13 protein-coding genes and 1 pseudogene are annotated in these 15675 nt (G+C 51.6%); 10 read left to right on the forward strand and 4 right to left on the reverse strand.

The genetic code is table 11. The annotated features are described in order from the left end of the window. Positions 1 to 50: 50 nt before the first annotated feature. Both AC1V0D_RS21135 and AC1V0D_RS21140 read left to right on the forward strand, forming a co-directional pair. Positions 51 to 1286, forward strand: coding sequence for a multidrug effflux MFS transporter (locus AC1V0D_RS21135; RefSeq protein ID WP_482908022.1), 1236 nt, complete (start codon positions 51 to 53; stop codon positions 1284 to 1286). A gap of 263 nt (positions 1287 to 1549) precedes the next feature. Beyond that, positions 1550 to 1804 (forward strand): annotated as a pseudogene (locus AC1V0D_RS21140) (IS1-like element transposase); the annotation flags it as partial. A gap of 293 nt (positions 1805 to 2097) precedes the next feature. Here AC1V0D_RS21140 and AC1V0D_RS21145 read toward each other — a convergent pair. Further along, positions 2098 to 3033, reverse strand: a complete 936-nt coding sequence (locus AC1V0D_RS21145; protein WP_482908023.1) for an IS110 family RNA-guided transposase — start codon at positions 3031 to 3033, stop codon at positions 2098 to 2100. A 543-nt stretch (positions 3034 to 3576) separates the two neighbouring features. On the opposite strand from AC1V0D_RS21145, the gene AC1V0D_RS21150 reads away from it, so the two are divergent. Further along, on the forward strand, positions 3577 to 4056 hold the full coding sequence (locus tag AC1V0D_RS21150; protein ID WP_482908024.1) for an IS110 family transposase: 480 nt from the start codon (positions 3577 to 3579) through the stop codon (positions 4054 to 4056). 33 nt (positions 4057 to 4089) lie between these two features. Next, positions 4090 to 4545, forward strand: a complete 456-nt coding sequence (locus AC1V0D_RS21155; protein WP_482908025.1) for a transposase — start codon at positions 4090 to 4092, stop codon at positions 4543 to 4545. A 97-nt stretch (positions 4546 to 4642) separates the two neighbouring features. Here the strand turns inward: AC1V0D_RS21155 and AC1V0D_RS21160 are convergent, their stop codons facing one another. Both AC1V0D_RS21160 and AC1V0D_RS21165 read right to left on the reverse strand, forming a co-directional pair. Further along, on the reverse strand, positions 4643 to 5182 hold the full coding sequence (locus AC1V0D_RS21160; RefSeq protein WP_482908026.1) for a VOC family protein: 540 nt from the start codon (positions 5180 to 5182) through the stop codon (positions 4643 to 4645). A 275-nt stretch (positions 5183 to 5457) separates the two neighbouring features. Then, complete coding sequence (locus AC1V0D_RS21165; protein WP_482908027.1) at positions 5458 to 7467, reverse strand: AAA family ATPase; 2010 nt, start codon at positions 7465 to 7467, stop codon at positions 5458 to 5460. A 476-nt stretch (positions 7468 to 7943) separates the two neighbouring features. Between AC1V0D_RS21165 and AC1V0D_RS21170 the strand changes: the two genes are divergently transcribed. The 6 genes from AC1V0D_RS21170 to AC1V0D_RS21195 all read left to right on the forward strand — a co-directional run bounded on the left by AC1V0D_RS21170 (position 7944) and on the right by AC1V0D_RS21195 (position 14490). After that, positions 7944 to 8597 carry a DNA methyltransferase gene (locus AC1V0D_RS21170; RefSeq protein ID WP_482908028.1) on the forward strand — a complete coding sequence of 218 codons (654 nt, stop codon included), beginning with the start codon at positions 7944 to 7946 and terminating at the stop codon, positions 8595 to 8597. Positions 8598 to 8630: 33 nt separating this feature from the next. Further along, the gene (locus tag AC1V0D_RS21175) at positions 8631 to 8861 is read left to right on the forward strand and encodes a hypothetical protein (RefSeq protein ID WP_482908029.1); all 231 of its coding nucleotides are present in this window, start codon (positions 8631 to 8633) and stop codon (positions 8859 to 8861) included. A gap of 352 nt (positions 8862 to 9213) precedes the next feature. After that, positions 9214 to 9588 carry a hypothetical protein gene (locus tag AC1V0D_RS21180; protein WP_482908030.1) on the forward strand — a complete coding sequence of 125 codons (375 nt, stop codon included), beginning with the start codon at positions 9214 to 9216 and terminating at the stop codon, positions 9586 to 9588. A gap of 647 nt (positions 9589 to 10235) precedes the next feature. Next, entirely contained in the window at positions 10236 to 11780 is a 1545-nt protein-coding gene (locus AC1V0D_RS21185) for a methyl-accepting chemotaxis protein (protein ID WP_482908031.1), read from the forward strand. A gap of 170 nt (positions 11781 to 11950) precedes the next feature. Continuing rightward, a complete protein-coding gene (locus tag AC1V0D_RS21190; RefSeq protein WP_482908032.1) occupies positions 11951 to 12217 on the forward strand; it encodes a hypothetical protein in 267 nt (88 codons plus the stop codon). A 206-nt stretch (positions 12218 to 12423) separates the two neighbouring features. Beyond that, entirely contained in the window at positions 12424 to 14490 is a 2067-nt protein-coding gene (locus AC1V0D_RS21195; RefSeq protein ID WP_482908033.1) for a putative bifunctional diguanylate cyclase/phosphodiesterase, read from the forward strand. A 296-nt stretch (positions 14491 to 14786) separates the two neighbouring features. Here the strand turns inward: AC1V0D_RS21195 and AC1V0D_RS21200 are convergent, their stop codons facing one another. After that, on the reverse strand, positions 14787 to 15179 hold the full coding sequence (locus AC1V0D_RS21200; protein ID WP_482908034.1) for a hypothetical protein: 393 nt from the start codon (positions 15177 to 15179) through the stop codon (positions 14787 to 14789). Positions 15180 to 15675: the final 496 nt, after the last annotated feature.

The raw sequence follows: 15675 nt of genomic DNA on the forward strand, positions 1-15675 counted from the left end.
AGGCCATCAGATAGTCAGCAGATTTTTAAATTATCGCCACAGAGAACGATATGAACCCAGAAAAGTTAAGGTCAGTCACTGAACCTAACGAAAGCCTACCGGAATCCAGGAAACTGACCGGAAAAATAATCGGGATCCTTGCCGGTCTGTCCGCAATCAGCACATTGTCCACAAATATTATTCTTCCCGCTTTTCCGGCTATCGGGATGCAGTTTGGGGTATCCGCACGTCAGCTTGGACTGACGCTGTCATGCTTCTTTATAACGTTTGCGCTGGCGCAGCTTGTTGTCGGACCGTTATCCGATCGCTATGGACGGGTAAAAATTGTCGCAGGCGGCCTCACGATCTTCCTGACCGGAACCATTATCAGCGGCCTTTCAGATTCCCTTGAGATGATGCTGGTCGGGCGTATTGTCCAGGCATCCGGTGTATGCGCCGCTTCCGTTCTGGCCCGGGCGATATCCCGAGATCTTTTTGATGGTGAAAAACTGGCACGTGCGCTTTCTCTGACAATGATTGCAACGGCAACAGCCCCGGGTTTCTCTCCTCTTGTGGGCAGCCTGATCACTGTCACGCTGGGCTGGCGGTCAATTTTTATTCTGGTCAGCCTGATGGCACTCACAGTAGGAATTTTCTATATCAGAACGCTTGGTGAAACTCATCCTGCCAGCCGGAGAGTCAGTCGTTCTTTCACTGATGTCCTTAAGGCCTACATCAGTCTCACCCTGAGCGGAACTTTTATCTTTCCTGCACTCGCAGTGAGCCTGCTGATGAGTGGCTTATTTGCATCTTTTGCTGCGGCTCCCGCCATTCTCATGAATGGAATGGGAATGTCGCCTATGCAGGCCGGGATGTTCTTTTTCGCGACAGTCTTTGTGGTTTTTGCCGCAGGCATATCTGGCCCGCGACTGGCACATCGCTTCGGCGGTGGGAAAATTGCTGCAGCTGGCATATTCACTTCCCTTATTGGCAGCATTTTGCTGCTTATTGGCCCGCAGGATCCGGGGCTGGGATGGTATACCCTTTCTATGATCACTTTTTTATGGGGTATGGGTCTGGGTAACCCGCTCGGCACAGCTATCGCAATGGGTCCTGTAGGAAAAGAAGCAGGCCTCGCATCCTCATTGCTGGGATTTTTGACAATGGCGACCGCTGCCATCACCACCTGGCTTAGTTCTGTTTTATCTATACCGGCAGTTATCGCACTTGGCGTTATCCAGACAACTGCATGCCTGGGCTCGCTGGTGTTGTTTTTGCTGCGCCCTAAAAACGGGCGAGTTGACTAGCAGGGACCCGGATACTTAGACGTGTCTGCACAAAATTTTGGTACTGACAGCCCCCCATGACACTTTAGGACTTTGTGATGAACCATAAGGATAATTATGAAGGAATCTGATCTGAAATTTTTTCTGCAATACATATTTTTTTCACTGTCATATTTATGGCAAACGCAGTTTTATAATGCGGACAAATACGGGCCCTATCTGGTTAAAGGGCATTATTTCAATCGATACAATTCTCTATTGAAACTCAGATGATTGAGGTTTGTTTGACTAACGTTTCGGTTCAATGCCCTCGTTGTTATTCATATAAAGTCTATCGGCATGGTCACAGTTCTTCTGAACACGAACGATTTCGCTGCAGGATATGTGGACGCGTTTTCCAGATGTCATATACTTACGAGGCCAGAAAACCCGGCGTTAAAGAGCAGATCGTCGACATGGCCATCAACGGAGCAGGAGTCAGAGATACCGCAAGAAAACTAAAAGTGGCTACAACCACTGTCATGCAGACTTTAAAAAAGTCACACGAAAGCAGGTGATATCCTGGTCTCTCGCTTATGCCGAAGCCAACTTATATGCAGACTGGATAAAATGTAACTTTATCGTTAGTAAGTCTATCCAGATTTAAACCACAACCTATTGTTATTTAGTCGACAGAAGTCACAGAATGCATAAACTTATGCTATCAGTACCTGGTATTTAACCATAACGCGATATGAGCTAAGTCTGTTTTTGGCACAAAGCGACCCTCTATTCGTTCAGATTGAACAGAGTTACATATCGTCTGCTTCATCCAGAGTCGTAAATTATCCCTTCAGCTGTATATCCAGTCTTTTTGGTCCCTGAACATAGCATTGAGTATCGTTATGAATTTTCTGATACAGGCTGTAATTGCGACTTTTTTTACTTTCCCGCGTGCAATGAGTGATGTATAGAATTCTTTAATTTGAGGGTTATACCGCACCGCTGAAAGCATTGCCATATACAGTGTTGCGCGTAGACCGGATCTGCCGCCCCAGATAGCCCTTTTACCCCGAAGCTGCCCGCTGTCTCTGTCATAGGGGCATACGCCAACCAGCGCCGAAATCTGCCGGCGATTCAGATGTCCCAGTTCCGGTAACTGGCTGAGGATAGCAGCCTGAGTTACCGGCCCGATGCCCTTAACCTTTTCAAGCATTTTTCGTTTTGGAGTTAGCGCAGTATTCTGATTAAGCCGGTATTTTATTTCCTGGTCCAGAGTATCAATCTGTGAGTTAAACCAGGCGATGTGCTCTGCAATCCCCGTCTCAATATATACCCCGTTTTTTTCCTGCAGCCTGTTAGCTTCCATGACACGATTCTGTACCAGCTGACGCCGCCGCGTAAGGAGCAGTGCCAGATCCTGAAGCTCTTTGTCCCTGGCAGGTCTGAATTCCGGTTTCATCCGACGACCATATTCGCAGATTATCCTGGCATCGATAGAATCGCTTTTTGCCACCTTTCCGATTGCCCGGGCAAAATTCTTTATCTGTCGCGGATTAATGACAGCAACAGGCAGACCCGCTGAAATCAGCATTGATTCAGCAAGAGAGTGATACCGGCTTGTAGCCTCCATGATAATCCCCGATATATGAAGACCTTCCAGCTCCTTCAGCAGCTGCATGATGCCTGAGGTGGAATTCTCCAGATATATCAGTCGCTCGCTGATATCAATAAAGACATCTAAAGCGAACTTTGATACATCAATACCAACAGTTGTCTTATCGCTCATTTCAGTTCTCCCTGCCTTGCAGATACGGGCTTTTGATGCACCAGGCAATTGTTCGGGCTATAGCTGAAAATGATGCTGCGCATAGTGCTCACCCGCGGGCTTGTTAATCCCTGGATGTTGATCGTGCTGCAGCATCAGTAAAAACACAGGATAAGTTTAGTCCCATCCCGGTTCTGCTTTAAACATACAAGGATGGCGAGCGGAGCGATCTCTTGAACACGCAGCGGCCGGGCTAAAGTGAAGTCACGGCACCGGCCGCAGTCCGCACGGACCGGGTTTTCTGCCCTGTCCCGCCGCATGGCGGAATATAGCGACGCGCAGCAACTTCCTTGTATCGTGTTTCTGGCAGAGTAACTTGAGTCTGTCTGTGCATTATCCCGGGGCAGAGCAGGCCGGCAACTTCCTCAGGCTATCAGGCCCGTAAATAAGATAGATGCCGCTCTGTCCTTATCCCAGTCCAGACCGAAGGGTATCTTCGGCCCCGCAATGCGGTGAGCCTGAATTTTGCAAGGTTGGTCAGTACTGACCACACGAGGATATGACATGACTGTTTATCTCGGAATTGATATTGCCAGTAAGAAGTTTGATGCTGCTTTGCTTTGCAATGGTAGCTACCGGTGTAAGGCATTTGCCAATTCAGTGGCGGGTTTTACAGCACTTCTGAAATGGTCCGGTGAAGATGACTTTTCAGAGATCCACGCATGCATGGAAGCCACCGGTGATTACGGGACAGCTCTCGCTACGTTTCTGTATGAGGAAAAAATAAAAGTCAGTGTGGTAAATCCCTTACGCATAAAGGGTTTCGGTCTGGCTGAGCTATCCCGTACAAAAACAGATAAGAGTGATTCAAAGCTGATTGCACGCTTCTGCAGGGCAACTGTTCCGGCGCAGTGGCAGCCTGTACCGCAGCCGGTCAGGATTTTACAGGCTCTGGTACGCCGGATGCATGCGCTGAAAGGCATGCTGCGAATGGAATCTAACCGTGCTGATAAAGCCGATGCCAGTATTCAGGCTTCGCTCTAGAGGATTTCCAGTAATCTGAAAGAAGAAATCGAAATGATCCGGCAGGAAATTAAAAAACATATCAGCAGTAATGATGAGCTGAGAAAGCAGGAGGCATTGATAAATTCAATACCGGGCATAGGAAGCGTTACAGGTGCCGTGATTTTATCTTTTATGGCAGACAAACAATTCAGTAAGGCGAAGGAAGTTGCGGCTTTTCTGGGACTTAATCCACGACACCATCAGTCCGGCAGCTCGGTGAGGGGCAGATCAAGAATGTCAAAAACAGGAAATGCATATCTGCGAAGCGCAATGTACATGCCCGCCCTTGTTGCACTGAGGCATAATCCAGATATCCGGGCATTCGGCCATCGTCTCCGGCTTGCAGGAAAGCCCGGAATGCTTATCGTCGGTGCGGCAATGCGCAAACTCATACACATTATTTTTGGTGTTTTACGTTCAGGCACGGCTTATGTGCCTCAGACAGTTGGAGAGCCTGCTTGCAAGTAGTCTTATGTTAAATCGGGCAGCATTGACGCAAAAAAAACCGCCTCTTAAGCGACCTTTTTTAGAGATTTTTTCAAGTGTCACTACCCTGCGATGTCATTTACGGTTCAGGTATCCATGTATCTGCTTCGCTATCGTCAGGGTAATAATAACCATTCGGTATCGATTGCAGCTCTACTAGGCTCCCCCATGGGGCATGGAAGTATACGCTGGCATTATCTTCAGTATCTTCATGACGCGAGTTTCCGTGTATTTCTGAAAGAAATCTGCCTCCTGCTGCCTTTACCCTTTCCACCGCGTAATCTATATCGTCCACGTAGAGTGAAATGTGGTTCCAGCCAATATCCTGCAGTCTTACTGGCTGTTCCTGCTCCCGGCTTACTATCTCAAAAAGCTCCAGGTTTGGACCATTACCAATCCTTAGTAGCCTTTGTTTGATAATCATTGAGCCCGAGCTTAAACCCAGCTGTCTCTCAGTATCAGTCCCTTTTCTTGGGGGATCATTTTCTGTGAGGCCATTATAAACAAACCTGGCGTCCAGCGCCTTTTGAAAAAATTCAGTTGCCTGCTGCAGGTCCGGAACGGTTAGCCCTACATGGTTTATGCCCCTGGTAAGGGTGCGTTCCCTTTTATTTCCCATGCTTACCCTCTGTTAGCGAGTCTTATGATACCTACAAAGGGTAGCCTCTTTTCGCTTAGAAGGTGTGTTATGTCTAGTGTGACAAAATTTCCCGATCGCCATCATTTTAATGTCCGCTCTTTGCTCATAGCAGACATAGCCTCCATATCCGTCCGCTTTGTGCCAGAAGCGGACGTTGCTGACGTCGTACTATGTTAATTAAGATCTGCAGTTCATACCCTGACAAAGGGATCTAAAAAACTGGCTCATACCAAGAGATGAGCCAGTTGAGATAATTACTTCAATGCAGCGTTTATAGCGTTTATGAGATTCGTGCAGCCTTGAATCTCATTAGCAGACAGGTCAGTGAATGAATGATCTCGAGACCATCTCAAGAACGCCTTAGCTAATTTATATTTGGAGAAATCCTTTCCAATTTCATTTTGAAACAAATTAATAACAGGCTTACCCTCAGCACTTTCCACTGCTGTGGTTAAGTCCCAGTTTAGCTCCGACTTTGCTATATTTATTAATGTATCTCTGAGGAGATCTTCGATTTCAGCCTTTTCAATTTTAGGAACTGTAAAATCTGATGTTCTAAGGATTCTCTTATTACTAAGGCGATGGACTAGAATTTCCTGATTTGCTGCTTGATCACCAGCATTATCCGAATCAAGTAACGCTGCGACCTTTAAGTTGTGTGAAGTAAGAATTGTCGCAAAGTAAACGACTTTGCTTGCTGTGTTGGCTGGTACAAGCGCGATCTTTTCGTGCAGGAATGTTTTTCCTCCATCCTTAAAAAGGCCTGATATGGCTTCGACATACCAATAATCTGTCAAGCCTTCTAAAATCAAATTACGCTGGTTCGCAAATAGACTCTGAGCTAAATCATACCCAAGCGCTTCCTGTAACGGTAAAAGTGCTGCAGGATCACTGGAGGACACAGTTGTGTGTACTTTAGTACCAACAGTCCTATCAGTCAGTTCAACAACTCTAACAATATCGAGTTCATCCGGGCCAACTAGAAATGGTGAGTGAGTTGAATACAAGGTCTGGTTTTCATCGGCAAGTAATGAGATGGTTTTTCTAAATTCTCTTTGCTTCAGAGCATGGAGGCTGACTCCTGGCTCATCTAATAGGAGTATCGTGTTCTTATGTTTACCTTTTGCTTCAGCAAAGAAAACTATGAAGAACGATACTATCCACTGAAAACCTTCGGAGCGCTGGTCGAGCTCAACCTCAACGCCTATATTGTCTTCGACAACTACTTTTAGATATTGTCCGTCGGCAGTCAGCTTGAGCCTACTTGCTTCTGCTTTATTATCTTCAGGATTCCATACTTTGATTATTTGCTGGGTTAATTCAACACTGGCTGCATTGAGTTCATAGCTACGTTGGTCGAGCTTCTCTCTAAAAACTTCAAGATCTGTCGAAGTGTGGTTTGGATCGGTTGCTTTACCGAGTTCAGAAAGTTCCTGTGCAGTAAAACCAAGTAATCTAAGCAGACAACTGTTGCCGTAATCATATGCATCATCATCAAGACTATTAGATTCGAGCCGTTTAGCGAGATTTCCTAAATGGATAATAGGCTTTACTCGGAAGTAATTACTGTAAAGTACAAATATAGGTTTGTTTTGATCTAAATATTCAAGAAAATTGCGGATGCTAATTGATAAATTCAGTTTTGACTCAATCATTTCCCAACGTTTAAGTTCTTTCTCATTTTCTTCATCAATAAATGGAAGTTTTTCCTCCAGCCACTTCTTTAAAATATCAGAGTAATTATATAAATATTTATTCTGTACCCAACCATTCGTTATTTTAGTAAGGCTTTCTGAATGTGGTTTTACTTCACCTTCCGCAGACGAGCGATCTAAATGAGCAGTCAGTCTGATTAGGTCATTTTTGACGTCATTGTAAGTTGGCGATGTGAAACCAGTTAAACCATGAGACGCGTTATTGTTTAAATACCGAGTGAAGGTGTAACTGATTGGTTCACCTTTGATTTGCTCTGGCGCATGTTCCAAATCAGAGGCTTCAAGTTCGAAAACTGCGGTAACTACTTCCACTTTATTCGGATCTAAGTCCCCTCGGCTAATTTGGGTATATTTAGCTCTCGGGTAGTCACGTAATGGTTTAAAATTCTTAGTGCCTGCTGGGGGGTTAATTTGTTGAATTGCTTGAAGAATGGCAGTTTTGCCTGCTTCGTTTGGGCCAACTAAAATCGTTTTAAGCTTTTCAACTTCAAACTCACCGGTATCTATGATACTCCGATAGTTTTGCACTCGGACTTTACTCAAACGCATATCTAATCCTTTTGAAGTGTGTATTAATTCTTATAGTAAAATATTATTGTACCCGTACTAATAAAAATAACCAGCTTAGAAATTATCTTACGATGACTGATTGAAATGTTGAACTCAAGTCGTGATAGCACATTTTAAATGTGGTGGCCAAGTCAATTTATTGAACTCGCTGAATCTCCACAACTTCGGTTGCTATCTCTCAAATTAATCGCTGTGAAAATCGATGACATGTGCCAAGGTCCGCTCCTCGCTCATAGCGGACGTTCATCACCTGCAACCACTGCGCGACTTCTAAACCCCTTCCCAGGTTGACATCAAACACAACTGCTCACCCGTTCCCCGCCGTGCGCGGGACATTCAGTCCGCTCCGGCGGCGCGTGCGGCTTGCGCATCGCCCCTGCCTGCTCCGCTTTACGCCCGTCTTTGTGGTGGTCACGGCACCACAGGGGTGCCCCCCGACACTCAGGAGCATAACTATGTCCCGATTCATGCGCGGCGACAGCGTAGAGATCATGGCCGGCTTTCCGGATAACAGCATCGACTTCATTCTGACCGATCCCCCGTACCTCGTCGGCTTTAAGGACCGATCCGGCCGTTCAATCGCCAACGACGTGAGCGACGAGTGGGTGCTGCCGGCCAGCCGTGAAATGTACCGCGTGCTCAAAAACAACAGCCTGGCGGTGAGCTTCTACGGCTGGAACCGCGTAGACGTCTTTATGCAGGCATGGAAAGCGGCGGGCTTTCGCGTCGTCGGGCACCTTGTGTTTACCAAGACGTACGCCTCGAAATCGGCATTTGTCGGATATCAGCATGAAAGCGCCTACCTGCTGGCTAAAGGGCGCCCGCCGCTGCCGGCGAAGCCTTTACCCGACGCGATGCCCTGGCAGTACACGGGCAACCGGCACCACCCCACCGAAAAGCCGGTTAGCGTGTTGCAGCCGCTTATCGAAACCTTCACGAAGCCCGGTGATTTAATTCTGGACCCTTTCGCTGGTTCCGGCTCGACCTGCGTCGCCGCGGACCAGTGCGGCCGCCGCTGGATCGGGATCGAACTGCTGGAGCAGTACCACGCCGCCGGCCTGCGTCGCCTGGGCGAACTGCGCGCCGCCCGTTCTGCCCGTGCCGCATAACTTTTTTCTTGACCAGACCAGGAGCACAGCACCATGACAGACCAGACACTGACGACCGGCAACGACCTGCTTACCGACGATATTAACGACCTCGAGGAATCGCTTTACGAGTTTCACCTGCGGCTGCGGGACATGACAAAACGCCATCTTTTCCGCGGCGCGGCACCGGCCCAGAAAATGGCCGGGATGCTGATCGAGCAGATTGATACCGAACTGGTGGCGCTGTACCGGCGCGCTGCCGAAATGCGCGGGCACCTGAAGTAACGGACGGGGCGGTCATTTTATGACCGCCTGCTGTCTGTGCGCGGAGAACGCCGCCGCTGCGCTTTTGTCCACAGGGTTATCGCCAGGCTGTGCACCCGGGTTGTGGACAGAATGGAATAAGATACCCTCTTAGCTTGCAAGTGGAGATCAGGATTTAGAGGGCCATTTTCGAGGGAAAGGAAAAGTGAAGGTCTGCTTTGAGCGAGAAGCGGACGTCAAAGTGATGGCAGCAGCAAAATTCTGCCAAATTAAACATAACAATCCATTTCCGAACCGGACAAAGGGCTTTCTATATCGCCACATGAACGTGTAAAATACGGACCGCATTAAAATTTTTAAGGAAATACGCGCTTTGAAAGGATGGATGTGGATAGTGCTCGCCCTATTTTTGCTGATCCCGTTTATTTACGATAAAGGACCGGGAAGCGACATCAGTACTGACACCGAGCTGGCCCCTGCCACTCCTGAGACTCTTCGTTGCAACAGTGCCAACTGTCCACCGGGGACATCCGTAGCTATAGACCTTTCCGGCAATCCCTCACAGAATATTTCAACCACTGAAAACCAGGTTTACAGTGCCGAAAATCTTCAGGGGATATCATTTGTGGTTATCCAGCAGCGCCCGAACGGACCACAAGACACCGCGCAGCTTCAGGCTCCCGGTGGTGCCATGTACATGGTTCCATGGCGCCTGATTATAAAAAACCAAGTCGCCGCCATCCGGTAACATGCTCTGCTGCAGGATCAGGCTGACCTTGCAGTCAGCCTGATTTACTATAGGACTACTTGCCGCACCCCCTGAGACGCCCTCAGCGCGTTTCTGCGACGTCCGGGCCGTTTCCGGCACCTACCTCCGGCTAGGATTTTGAAAAAAGGCTATGAAGATTGCGGCGCAACTGAATTATTATGCGGTGAAATTTACTCTCTACAGATTAGTGCTCGCAGATGCTAAGAACGTCCGCTATTGGCACAAAGCGGACCCTCTATTCGTTCGGATTGAACAGAGTTACGTATCGTCTGATTCATCCAGAGTCGTAAATTGTCTCTTCAGCTGTATATCCAATCCTTTTGGTGCCTGAACATAGCATTGAGTATCGTTATGAATTTACTGATACAGGCTGTGATCGCGACTTTTTTACTTTTCCACGTGAAATGAGGGATGTATAGAAGTCTTTGATCTGAGGGTTATATCGAACGTATGCGTCACATACAGACCGTTTTGACAGCCAGGAGCTGTTTATTCTGGTTTAGGTGCTGACCACTCCGGCCTGGCTGGTAGTCGGGGATTTATTCTGGTCGCTGTACATTTCCCCCTTCGTGCCGATAACACAGATCACACCAGACACTCCTCTTCCCCGGACAGTGAGAGCACCTATGAAAATATCTACCCGGCTTGCGTCAGGCTTCGGTCTGCTTATTCTGCTTTTTATACTCTGTACCGGCATCTCACTTCATGCCCTGTGGCAGGCGCGTGACGGAATGAACGATACCGTAAACAATAAGATGAAGCGTTATACGCTGGTACTGGACATGCGCGGAGGCCTGCGCGATATGGCTATTGCTGTACGCAATCTTGCGCTGCTGAGCGACCCTGCGCAGATGCAGCCTGAATGGCAGCGGCTGGTTGCTCAGCGGGAGGCCTATGTCCGCAAGCGTGAGCAGCTGGAAAAAAGCATGTCCGGCAACGTCTCTGAACAGGGAAAGGCCGCGCTGGCGCAGGTCCTGTCTGCCGAGAGTACGGCCCTCTCCACATTGATGGAGGCCGGAAAGCTGGGCATGGATAACCGGCAGCAGGCTGCCACGATGTTTCTGATGAACACCGCGCGTCCCGCCCAGACGACCCTGCTGGATGCCCTGAACGTGCTGACTGGCGTTGAGATGCAGCTCAGCCGCGATACCGTTGCCGAAAACAGCGCCAGCACGTCGCGAACCGCAGGTATATTGACAGTGCTGGCAGCGCTTTCTGTTCTGCTGGCGGCGGGCACGGGTTTACTCACCATCCGGGTGCTGATGCGTCAGCTGGGCGGAGAGCCTGCACAGGCGCAGGCGCTCGCGGCAACAATCGCATCCGGCGACCTGACCACGCCGGTCACGCTGCGCCGTAACGACACGGACAGCCTGCTGGCATCGCTGGACGGCATGCAGGCCAATCTCCGGGGACTGGTCTCGCAGATTAAAGACGCCTCCGCCTCAGTGGCCCTGGCCGCGGATGAAATTTCTCAGGGCAATACTGAATTGTCCTCGCGCACCGAGCAGCAGGCGGCCGCCCTGCAGGAAACGGCCGCCAGCATGGAGCAGCTCACCGCCACGGTGAAAAGTAACACGGCCGGCGCGCAGCAGACCGCCGATTCGGCCCGTGAAACCGCGTCGCTTGCGCGCACGGGTGAAGCGGACGTGCAGCGCATGTCGGAAACCATGAATGCCATCTCGCTGAGCGCGGCAAAGGTACGGGACATCACCGCCGTGATTGAGAGCATCGCCTTTCAGACCAACATTCTCGCCCTCAACGCGGCGGTGGAAGCCGCAAGGGCTGGCGAAGAGGGGCGCGGTTTTGCCGTGGTGGCCGGCGAGGTCAGGACGCTGGCCCAGCGCAGCGCCACCGCTGCGCGTGATATCAAGCAGCTGATTGAGCAGGCCGTGGAGCAGGTGGAAAGTGGCGTGGAGGTGGCGGCAGGCACGGGTCACAGCATCCTCAAAATTGTCGGCATGGTGGGTGAGCTGGCGGAGGCCATGGATAACATTTCGCTGGCCTCATCCGAGCAGATGCAGGGCATCTCACAGGTCAGCGTTGCCGTCAGCCAGATGGACGGGGTCACGCAGAACAACGCCGCGCTGGTTGAGGAATCCTCTTCGGCATCGCAGTCACTGTCTGAGCAGGCGCACGCGCTGCGCGGGATGGTGGAGACCTTCAGGGTATAAGCCGGTCTGCAGGGCGGCCGCGCTGAATCCGGTACCACGGCCCTCTGCTCATCTTATTTACCTGGCCGTCACGTGCTGCCAGGTAATACTGAACGACGGGCTTCGCCTGAATCCTGCAGATGACTGCAGCCAGCTAACAGGAAGATTGAAATCCGATGCATGAAAAATATATGCGCGTTACAGAAATCAAGTCACGGACGGATGCGCTGTTCACGCAGCTGAGCGAGGGTGAATACCGGTCACTGGATACCTGGGCTAACAATCTGGTTCACCTGAAGATTGCCTTTGATTCATTCACCCCCTACATGACGGACCCCCTTTTTCTGGCCTGGATGAATCAGCACGATGCCGTCATGGTATCGGAAATCGCCATGACCGGCCGGGCGCTGATGGCCCTGCAGAACTTTTTCATGGTGGTATCAGCAAAGCCCCGATGATGCTGCCGGTGACCGGCTTCAGGCAGCCTTTCGCAGCCTGTGGCTGCCTGCTCTGAGGTCCGGTTACCCTCCGGCGCTGCTGTTGCGCGAGGAGAGACGCTGTCAGGCTGAATAAAGACCCTCAGCAGTACCGTGCATGTGCCGGTAACCACTCTGCGGACCGGAACTTTTCCGGCATACATTATGAACCGTTCAGGAGCCGATACATGAAATCTGACACCCATGACCGGCTCGGGACAGCGGTCTCTGAGACGTCACTGTGCGCCGTCTACCTGCTGTCCTCATCCGGGGAGGTCCTGAGCTGGAACCGGGGGGCCCGGAATATAAAGGGATGGGAAAGGCCGGAGATTACCGGACTGCACTTTTCGGTCTTCTACGATGAAAGCGAGCAGGCCAGGGGCGTGCCGGAAGAAAACCTTGCCGCTGCCCGTGAGCACGGACGCTGTTCTGCCGAAGGCTGGCGCCTGCGCCGGGACGGCAGCGTCTTCAGGGCGCTCGTAGAAATAGAGTTCCTTCACCCGGCCGAGGGTGAAGAGGCTGCCTTTATCAAAATCGTGCGTGACGTATCGCGTCAGTATGAAGAGCGAATGGCGCTCAGTATTGCGCATCGGGTGGTTACCCGGCGTGAGGCAGAACTGTCGGATGCCGGCCGGCTGCTGGATGAGATATTCAGCCACATTCCCTGCGCCCTGATTCTGTGTGACGCAGGGTCGGGGGATATTGTCCGCACAAATCAGCCCGCCATCCATTCCGCCTGGCTCAGAGCGACTGTGCTGAGTGGTAACATCCTTACCCGTCAGTCCGCAACGCACCCGGTGGGCCTGGACACGCTGTTCAGGCGCGGCCTGCACCTGTCGCCGGGTGACGGCCTGGCCGAAACCCTGACGTCCGGAGAGACGGTACCGGAGACTGCCCTGAGGGTCGCGGCGGAAAGGCTGACAACCGGCGGGAACGGCGAGTTTATTCTTTTCTCCGTACTGGATATCACCGCGGAGCAGCAGGCAATTGTCAGGGCAAATCATGAAGCGCTGCACGATCCGCTGACGGGCCTGCTGAACCGCCGGGGCCTCATGCCGGCGCTTGGCGGATGTGTGAAAAAGAGTATGCCATTTACGCTCATGATACTGGATGTTGACCGCTTCAAAAGCGTCAATGACGCGCTGGGGCACGCTGCCGGTGACGCCCTGCTTACGGAAATTTCCGGCCGGCTGCAGGCCGCGCTGCGCGCTGACGATGTGCTGGCCCGCACGGGGGGGGACGAGTTTGTTATCCTGCTTCCCGGCCTTGCTACCGCAGAGGCGGCGGACGAAGCGGCACGCCGGTTTACCGGCGTGCTGTCGGAGCCGTTTACCATCGAGGACCGTAAAGTCATCTCCGGATGCAGCATCGGCATCTGTCTTTGCGATGGCGATTTGCGGCAGGCGGAAGATATGCTGGCCGCCGCCGACATTGCACTGTATGAGGCGAAAGCTGCCGGGCGTAACGGCCACGTGATTTTCTCCTCCCGGCTGGCCAGTGCGGCGGCAGAGCGCTTCAGCCTGGAGAACGACCTGCGCAGCGCGCTGGTGAACGGGGAGTTACAGCTTTTTTACCAGCCCGTTGTTGAGAGCCGCTCGGGTGTCATCGTGTCTTACGAAGCGCTGATGCGCTGGTACCACCCCGTCAGGGGCAGCGTACCGCCGTCCGTGTTTATTCCTCTGGCAGAGCAGACCGGGCTTATTCATGAGATGGGGGCTTTTGCCCTGAGGCGGGCGTGTGCAGAGGTGGCCAACTGGCCCGATAACGAACGCATAGCCGTCAACCTTTCTCCCCGTCAGTTTCGTGAGCCCGGGCTTGCCGGCATCGTCAGTCTTGCTCTGCAGCAGAGCGGTCTTGCGCCACACCGGCTTGAGCTGGAAATTACCGAGTCGGCCCTGCTTGAAAACCCGGAAGACAGCCATCGCGTCATTCATGAGTTAAAGGAGATGGGGGTACATATCGTACTGGACGACTTCGGCACGGGCTACTCGTCACTGAGCTATCTGCGAACCCGTCTGTTCAGCAAAATCAAAATTGACCAGTCCTTTATCAGCGACCTGCACACGGATGCGGGCGCGGCGGCGATTGTGGGTGCCGTGCTGACGCTGTGTCGCGAGCTCGGGCTGGAGGTGGTGGCAGAAGGCGTTGAAAAAGAAGAGCAGGCGGAATGGCTGCGGACGTCAGGTTGCGCGCTGCTGCAGGGCTTTCTGTTTGGCCGTCCGGGGCCTCACAGAAAGCAGAATCAGCCGGTCTGACGCAATGCAGATACCTGCAGGCCTGCCGGTGTCCACTGCCCGGATGACCGGCAGGCGACGGGTCACAGGCATGAAGCTCTGAAGCACCGTTATGTTAAAAGCATGATGTATGGCGGGTATGAAGAAAATAGCACAGGACGCGCTCATGTCCGGGCCGGGTATGCCGATAATCACTATGCGCCTCCCCCGGGCGACATAAAACGACAGATGACCGTATCTGACAGGCTTCTGGCTTCTCCTGCCCCGGAGGAGCCATTTTTTTCGCCTGTGGCATGTGCCGGCCTGCGCAACCGCACTTATTTTTCCATGCTGAAGGGGTGCCGTTCCCCGGCCGGAGCCGGCGCATTTGCCGTAAATTGTGAACATTTTTGTTCAGCCCGCTTAAAGATGGCAGGTTTTTTCGGGAAAAATTCCGGAAAGCCGGTACTCATGTTCAGCCGTGCCGGCTGAGGTGACCAGGTATAAATAACGTTTTTTTCCCGCTTACGCTTGTTATCGTGGCGATCTTTTTTATGATTAAGACCGGCCGGCGGCTCCGGCCCGCCACAATAAAAGCAAGCGTCACAGTATTCCTCTTTGTACCGCCGTGATGGCGGTTTTTTTTGCCCTGAAAACAGACGCGGCGCTGCCTGATGGCTGAAGCACAGGGGCGTGATCATAATGCAGATGGAGCGTTGCGGGGCAGCCATCCGGGACTGATAACCCGGATGGCTGAAAAAAATCCCGAAACCAGGCCTGCGGACCGGGAAGGAAGTGAATCAGTGAAATTCGCGTTAAGAAAAACCGCCGCCCACTGTATCACGCCTTTTTCATGAATGCGCAGAAAGTGAGCAGGCCCACAGCCGTTTCCTCACATGTGATTCATAATCGAACTTTTTTAAAAGCAGAAGGCTGGCTGGGTTATTAAACGTTGTCAGCCGTCCGTTATCTGAGAATAGCTGTGAGGAGATTGCTGAATATGAAACCCGTGATGAAAGTGCGCTCTGTCATGACTTCCTCTATCCGCATGTCCGCCAGCCTGGCGAGGGCACTTTCAACATCGGCGGCGCGAACCTCTTCAGACTGCTATTCCCTGCCGTCTCCGATCAGCTGGGCTGATTTTTTCGCATCATATCTTTCCAGACAGCAATATGCTGGCCCTTCTTAAATAAGCAGAACGCCGGCACGGTGTACTCCGTGAACAGG

Source organism: Pantoea sp. PA1 (assembly GCF_056856975.1).